Here is a 5231-nt window from a genome sequence, read left to right as displayed (position 1 = left end):
CGCCGCCGGCCGGAGTCCCGCTGGCGGCGCGCCCCGGAGGCCGTGGCCGAACTCGGCCCGCTGCAGCGGCGGCTCCTCGGCTCGGCCCTGGACGCGGTGCGCCCCGGCGGAGTGGTCGCGTACGTCACCTGCTCACCGCATCTGGCCGAGACCCGCGTGGTGGTCGACGATGTGCTGCGCGGCCGTGCCGACGTCGAGCGCCTGGACTCCCCGTCGTACCTGGCGGGCGTCCCGGACCTGGGGGAGGGCCCGTACGCCCAGTTCTGGCCGCACCGGCACGGCACCGACGCGATGTTCCTGGCCCTGCTGCGCCGCAGGCCGTAAGGCCCGCGGTCCTTAACCGCCTCGTTTCGACCCTTGCGCGAGCTGAGTGGATCACTTGCGTAGTGAGTACTCACTACATATGTTGGGTGTGTGAGTTCCGACAAGGTGCCGCAGCGACGTGCGGCGAGGAAGAACGTGGACGAGCGCCGGGCGATGATCGTGCAGGCGGCCCTTCCGCTGCTGGTGGAGATCGGGCCGTCGGTGACGACCCTGCAGATCGCCCGTGCCGCGGGGATCAGCGAGCCGACGATCTTCCGGGCGTTCGAGGACAAGCACGAGGTGCTGGCGGCCTGCCTCGCGGACGCGACGGACCCGCGTCACGCCGTGCAGGAGCTGGCCGCGATCGACCCGTCCCTGCCGCTGCGGGACCGTCTGGTCGCGCTGATCGAGACCCTGCGGGCCCAGGGGGAACGCATCGGCGCGGTCGTCAACGCGGTCAGTCTCGCGAGCGCCACGCGGCCGCGCCGGGCGGAGTCACTGTCCGATGAGGAGCGAGACCGCCTCTCGGACGCCCGCACCGCCTCCTACACGCGTCTGCACGCCGCGGTCGTCGAGGTCCTGCGGGCCGGCGCGGACACGTTGCGCACGTCTCCGGAGAACGCCGCCACCCTCGTCCTCGCGATCGTGATGGCACTCGGCCGCGGCGGAGGCTGGGACGCCGGGCCGGCCGGCGTCGGCACCGACGGGCTGGCCGACCTTCTCCTGCACGGCCTGGCGGCCTGACGAGCCACCGCGCCGCCCTCAGTCTCCCCTCGCACCCCGGAGGCGCCACGTGGCGTTCACCCATGCCCGGATACCCGCGATCGCCCGCGACCCGCGCTTCCGGGCGCTCTGTGCGGCGCAGGGCGTGTCGACGTTCGGCGACGCGCTCACCACCCTCACCCTCATCCTGCTCGTCACCGAACGGACGCACTCGGTGCCGGCCGTGGGCGCGCTCACCGTCGTCATCGCCGTGCCCGGCATCGTCATCGGCCTGGTCTCCGGCGCCTACGCGGACCGCTGGGACCGTCGCAGGACCATGATCGCGGCCGATGTCCTGCGGGCCGTCCTGCTGGGCGTGCTCGCGTCGGTCGTCCTGCTCACGTCCGCGCTGCTTCCCGTCTACGCGATCGCACTGGCCGAGGCCGCGGTCGGCACCCTCTTCAACCCCGCGCGTGCCGCCCTGACCCAGGTGATCGTTCCGGCCGGCGAACAGGTCCGCGCGAACTCCCTCATCCAGACCACCACCGTCGTCGGAGAACTGGCCGGCGCCACCCTCGCCGGTCTCCTCGTGACGACGCTGCACACCTACGGGGTCTCCTTCGCCGTCGACGCGGTCACCTTCGGGGTCTCGGCCGTGCTCATCCGGGCGATTCCTCGCTCCTCGCCCGTCCCGGCCGAGGAGCACGGCTCGACCTGGGCGGCCGTCATGGACGGTGTGCGCGCCGTCCGCTCCGCACCGGCCCTTCGCGCGCTCCTCCTCGTGTTCGGAGCCCTCACGTTCGCCCTGAGCCCCATGGCCGTGCTGCTGACGCCATACGTCGTGGACACGCTGCACATCTCCACCGGCTGGGTCGGCCTGATCCAGTCCGGCGACACCGCCGGCAACATCCTCGGCGGTGTGCTCATCACGCTCGTCGCCCGGCGTGTCAGGCCACGTGCTCTGATCATCTGTGGAATGAGCGCGCTGGCGGTACTGATCGCCTCTTTCGCCTGGACCACGACCGTGGCGGGCCTGCTGGCGGCCTACTCCGTGTTCGGTCTCCTCACCGTCGTGATCCAGACGGGGATCGGGGCGGTGACCCAGACCGAGGTGGACAACGCCCTGATGGGCCGCTTCATCGGGCTGATGTCGGTCGTGCCGGGCATCGTCTCCGTGCTCGCCATGAGCTTCTCGGGCCTCGCGGGCGCCGCGCTGGGCATCCGGAACATCTTTCTGGTCAGCGGGGCCGTTCTCGCCACGACCACGGCCCTGGCCTGGCGGGCCTTCCACCGCGCGAGCGATGACGGGCCCGCACCGAACTCGCCGGCGGCCGCCGCGGTCACGCGGCGAAGCTGACCTCGACGATCGGCATCCGCAGTTTGCGGACCAGGGGCATGTGGCCGGCCAGCGGGGCGAGGGTGAGCAGGCCGCGGCCTCGCGGGTAGCGCAGGTCGCGGACGCCCGCGATGCGCGGGGAGTACTCCAGGATCTTCCGGTGCTCGCCGGGGTCGAGGCTCCAGTGCCAGGCCGGGGCCCGGTAGGCGCCCTCGGGGGCCAGGTCGCCCCGCCGGCTGCGTTCGGCCAGGAAGTGGGGGACGCTGTCGAAGATCAGCGCACCGCCAGGGAAACGCTCCGCGCACGCCGCGATCAGCGACCTGACCTCGTCCGGCTGGAGGTACATCAGCAGGCCCTGCGTCGAGATCAGCACGCCCTCCCCGGCGTCGACCTCGTCCATCCAGGAGTGGTCGAGCGCCGAGCCGGCGAGCGTACGGCGGCGCGGCGGATCGTCGGGGAGCAGCCGCCGGCGCACGGCCACCGTCTCCGGCAGCTCGACGGTCAGCCAGCGCACCCGGCCGTCGTCGACGCGCCAGAACTGCGTCTCCAGCCCCTCGCCGAGCGCCACCACGGTGCCCCCGGGGTACGCCGTCATGAACCGCCGGACCGCGCGGTCGAAGCAGAGCACCCGTAGCGCGTGCCACTGCGCCATCTTCGGCTCGCCGAACCGCTCGAAGGGGAAGTCGATCGCCTCGACCAGTTCGAGGGCCTTCGGGTCGTCCAGCACCGCGTCCGGCCGCCGGGCCTCCGCGGCGCGATGGTAGAGGTTCCACAGCAGCGTCTCGGGCACGCCGGTGAGCTCGACCTTCAGCCTGTCGGTCATCGCCCCAGGATGCCAGAACCCCCGCCGGCGGCGGGGGTTCGGCGAAACGGGTGCTCAGGCGGTGACGGCGACCCGCTCCTCGCAGGAGGCGGTGAGGTCGGTGAACACCTCGGTCGCGCGGTCCAGGGCGGCGGCGATCCACGGCAGGCCGACCGGGTCCGGGGACGTGAGGGCGGTGAGCCGCTGCTCGTCGGTCTCGCCGTAGAGCAGGCTGATCGCCACCCGGAGGCGCAGGGCCTCCGGCGCGTCGCCGAAGGCGCTGCCCGGCAGCACACCGACGCCGTACCGGTCGAGGAGGAGCGCCGAGAGCTCGGCCGACGTGCCCACGCCGAGCGGCTCGCGGAGATCTTCGAAGTCCGGGTACAGGTAGAAGCCGCCCTGCGGGCGTGGCACCCGCGCGCCGACGGCGGTGAGGCGCTTCGCCATGGCGCGTGCCACGGCCTCGTGCAGCCGCCGGCTGGCCGCGACGCGTTCGATGACCTCGGGCGGTTCGGCGAAGGCGTACGCCGCGGCCTGCTGCGTCGGGCCCGACGTGCTGGACCAGATCTCGCTGGCGACGCCCGCGAGCCGGTCGCGCAGCCCGCTGAGCGCCTCGGGCAGCAGGGCCACACCGATGCGCCAGCCGCCCAGGGCGAGGTTCTTGCTCAGCGCGGTCGTGATGACGGTGCGCTCGGGGGCGTACCGCGTCGGGCAGGGGAAGTCGGTGCTCTGGTCGAAGACCAGGTCGCGGTAGATCTGGTCGGAGATGATGATCAGGTCGAGCTCGCGGGCGACCTCGCACATGCGGCGCACCGTCTCCGGCCGGGCCAGCGTGCCGGTGGGGTTGTCCGGGAGCGTGACGACCAGGCAGCTCACCGGGCGCCCGGCCGCGCGCTCCAGCGTGACGGCGGCACGCAGCGCGTCCGGGTCGGGAACGCCGCCCTCACCGGGAGGCGTCTGCACGAAGATCGGTTCGGCGCCCATGAGGCGGGTCTGGGCGGCGTAGCTCACCCAGCTCGGGCGGGGCACGACGACGCCTCCGCCGATGGCGAGCAGGAGGCCGTACAGCAGCGGTTTGCTTCCCGGGCCCGCGACGATCAGGCCGGGGTCGGCCGGCAGGCCGCGGCGGTGCCAGTACCCCGCGGCGGCGGTGCGAAGGTCGGTGCTGCCGGCGACGGGGCCGTACGCGCCGTGCCCGGCGGCGGTGCCGAGCTGTCGCCCGAGCGACGGCAGGACGGGCAGGCCCGCCTCTCCGAAGGCGAGGGGCAGCACCGGCAGCCCACTTCGTCGTCTGCGGTCGAGGGCCTCATTGGCGGCAAGAGTCGCGGATATGGCGACTGGCATGAGTTCACTCCCAAGGAGCTCTTCTGGCTGGATGACCTGCGCGCGCGGCGGTACGACTCCATGCTCTAGTGGAACGGTGCATCAGTACAAGCGAAGCTTTCCGCTGCCGGGCGTAAGCTGAACTTATGCTCGACGTACGACGGCTGCGGCTCCTGCGGGAGTTCGCCGACCGCGGCAGCATCGCGGCGACCGCCAAGGCGCTCGGCTACACGCCGTCCGCCGTCTCCCAGCAACTCGCCGTGCTCGAACGCGAGGTCGGCACCACCCTGCTCGACCGCACCGCGCGCAGCGCCGAGCTCACCGACGCGGGCCGGCGGCTGTCCGACCACGCCGACCGCATCCTGCGGATGATCGAGTTCGCCGAGGCCGACCTGTCCGAGGCCGAGCCGACGGGGCAGATCGTGCTCACCGCGTTCCCCACGGCCGCCGTGGCGTTCGCGCCCGCCCTGGCGCACAGCCTGCGCCACCACGAGGGCCTCACCTTCCAGCTCCGCCAGACGCGGCCGGGCGACGGCCTGCGGCAGGTGCGCTCCGGCGAGGTCGACCTCGCGCTGGTCGACGACTGGACCGGGCGGCTTCCGACGCGCGGGGGCGGCAGCCTGCGCTTCTCGCTGCTTCTGCACGACCCGCTCGTGCTCGTCGTACCGCCCGGCCACTGGGCCGCCGATCCCGACCGCGAGATCGACCTGTGGCGGCGGCGCGACGAGCCCTGGCTGGCCGCGCCCGCGGGCGAGCCGTCACGCC

General features: G+C 73.1%; 5 protein-coding genes and 1 pseudogene. 4 read left to right on the top strand and 2 right to left on the bottom strand.

Going from position 1 to position 5231, the window contains the following annotated elements:
- From ACFFNX_RS41425 to ACFFNX_RS41415, 3 genes and pseudogenes are all read left to right on the top strand, one after another.
- Window positions 1-324 (top strand): annotated as a pseudogene (locus tag ACFFNX_RS41425) (rRNA cytosine-C5-methyltransferase); the annotation flags it as partial.
- A 90-nt stretch (window positions 325-414) separates the two neighbouring features.
- Entirely contained in the window at window positions 415-1047 is a 633-nt protein-coding gene (locus ACFFNX_RS41420) for a TetR/AcrR family transcriptional regulator (protein ID WP_378211661.1), read from the top strand.
- Between the two features lie 49 nt (window positions 1048-1096).
- A complete protein-coding gene (locus ACFFNX_RS41415; RefSeq protein ID WP_378211660.1) occupies window positions 1097-2362 on the top strand; it encodes an MFS transporter in 1266 nt (421 codons plus the stop codon).
- On the opposite strand, the gene ACFFNX_RS41410 is transcribed toward ACFFNX_RS41415, so the two are convergent.
- Together ACFFNX_RS41410 and ACFFNX_RS41405 are read right to left on the bottom strand one after the other, a co-directional pair.
- A complete protein-coding gene (locus ACFFNX_RS41410; protein WP_378211659.1) occupies window positions 2346-3164 on the bottom strand; it encodes a class I SAM-dependent methyltransferase in 819 nt (272 codons plus the stop codon). The genes ACFFNX_RS41415 and ACFFNX_RS41410 overlap by 17 nt on opposite strands.
- Window positions 3165-3218: 54 nt before the next feature.
- Window positions 3219-4487 (bottom strand): pyridoxal phosphate-dependent aminotransferase, encoded by a 1269-nt coding sequence (locus ACFFNX_RS41405; protein ID WP_378211658.1) that lies wholly within the window; start codon window positions 4485-4487, stop codon window positions 3219-3221.
- A gap of 125 nt (window positions 4488-4612) precedes the next feature.
- Here ACFFNX_RS41405 and ACFFNX_RS41400 point away from each other — a divergent pair.
- The coding region (locus ACFFNX_RS41400; protein ID WP_378211656.1) for a LysR family transcriptional regulator at window positions 4613-5231 on the top strand (619 nt) is incomplete at its 3' end.

Source organism: Actinoallomurus acaciae (assembly GCF_042429965.1).
Classification (GTDB): domain Bacteria; phylum Actinomycetota; class Actinomycetes; order Streptosporangiales; family Streptosporangiaceae; genus Actinoallomurus; species Actinoallomurus acaciae.
This window is presented reverse-complemented; position numbering and strand designations above follow the sequence as displayed.

Excerpts from the sequence above, each read along its gene's own strand:
- ACFFNX_RS41410 (WP_378211659.1), bottom strand. The coding sequence starts at position 3,164 with ATGACCGACAGGCTGAAGGTCGAGCTCACCGGCGTGCCCGAGACGCTG.
- ACFFNX_RS41405 (WP_378211658.1), bottom strand. The coding sequence starts at position 4,487 with ATGCCAGTCGCCATATCCGCGACTCTTGCCGCCAATGAGGCCCTCGAC.